Source organism: Marinactinospora rubrisoli, assembly GCF_042664915.1.
Lineage (GTDB): Bacteria > Actinomycetota > Actinomycetes > Streptosporangiales > Streptosporangiaceae > Marinitenerispora > Marinitenerispora rubrisoli.
Genome location: NZ_JBHTBH010000033.1, coordinates 1 through 624 on the forward strand (window position 1 = coordinate 1; position 624 = coordinate 624).

Genomic DNA, 624 nt, shown 5'->3' on the forward strand with positions numbered 1-624 from the left:
CTGGCTGGAGCGCAACAGCAAGACCCTCGGCCGGCTGAGCGTGCCCAACGACGTGCTCCGTTGGGACGAGGCGCTGCGGGACCCGGATTACCCGCGCTTCCTGCGTCGCGTCCGCGACGCCTACCGCGACGATCCCGGATACCGTGCCGCGGTGGATTCCACGATCCGCACGTTCCTCGACCGCATGGTGTCCCGCAACCCGTGCGTCGACCCCCGCAAGGCGTTCGAGGGATGCCTGTCCTATCTCATCGAGGAATGCCCCGTCATCCAGCCGATGTGGGCCCACCAGGGATACGACCACATCGTCTATCCGCAGCCCTTGCTGGTCACGGACCTGGTGCGGGAGTACGCCGACGTGCGCGGCGGGGACATCCGCTTCGGCGTGCAGGACGTACGGCTGCACGACCTGGACACCGACCGGCCCTCCGTGTCGTACACCGGCCCGGAGACGGGCGGTGAACGGCGGGTGCTGCGCTGCGCGTTCGTGGCGGCACCCAGCGTAACCCGGGTGTGCTTCCGGCTGTTGCTCTTGTCATGGTTGGCGCCCCTCCCACGGTCCCACTTCCCCGCCCTCCGCTCGACCCGGGCGATCCCGGCCGACGGCTCCGGCTGTATTACGAGAAC

Annotated in this window: 1 pseudogene; it reads left to right on the forward strand. The window is 69.1% G+C overall.

The window, feature by feature from the left end:
• Window positions 1-624, forward strand: a pseudogene (locus tag ACFQRF_RS27680) (hypothetical protein); the annotation flags it as partial.